The sequence below is a fragment of the Acinetobacter sp. ANC 3882 genome, from assembly GCF_022549545.1.
In the GTDB taxonomy this organism is placed as follows: domain Bacteria; phylum Pseudomonadota; class Gammaproteobacteria; order Pseudomonadales; family Moraxellaceae; genus Acinetobacter.
On the sequence record NZ_JAKZGB010000023.1, the window covers coordinates 1 to 569 of the forward strand.

Below are 569 nucleotides of genomic sequence, written 5' to 3' on the forward strand. Positions count from 1 at the left end.
AAGATCACGCTTGCAGGTGCAGGTGGCACGACCATCACCAATGTGAAAGCAGGTGACATCAGTTCAGCGGCATCAACAGATGCAGTGAATGGTGGCCAGTTATTTACTACTAACCAAAATGTCACCACTGCGCAAACTGCAGCAGATGCAGCACAAGCGACAGCGGACAAAGGCATTAAATTTGGTAATGGTAGCAGCAGCAACCAATTTGCATTAGGCGATACGCTGAATGTGAAAGGTGATAGCAACATCACCAGCACCACTACAGCAGATGGGGTGCAACTTGGTTTAGGCGATAGCTTGAATGTCAAAGATGCAATCAATGTAGGCAGTGGTGCAACCAAAGTTAAGATTGATGGCACAACCAATACCATTGGTGGCTTAAGCAATAAAACTTGGAACGGCACAGCGGTTTCAGGTCAAGCAGCAACAGAAGACCAGTTGGCATCAGTAGACAGCAAGTTAGGTTCTTTAGACGATGCAGCCGTTAAATACGACGATGCAACGACTAAAGACAAGATCACGCTTGCAGGTGCAGGTGGCACGACCATCACCAATGTGAAAGCGGG

1 pseudogene is annotated in these 569 nt (G+C 47.6%); it reads left to right on the top strand.

Annotation, left to right across the window (positions count from 1 at the left end):
* Positions 1-569 (top strand): annotated as a pseudogene (locus MMO42_RS18100) (cell surface protein); the annotation flags it as partial.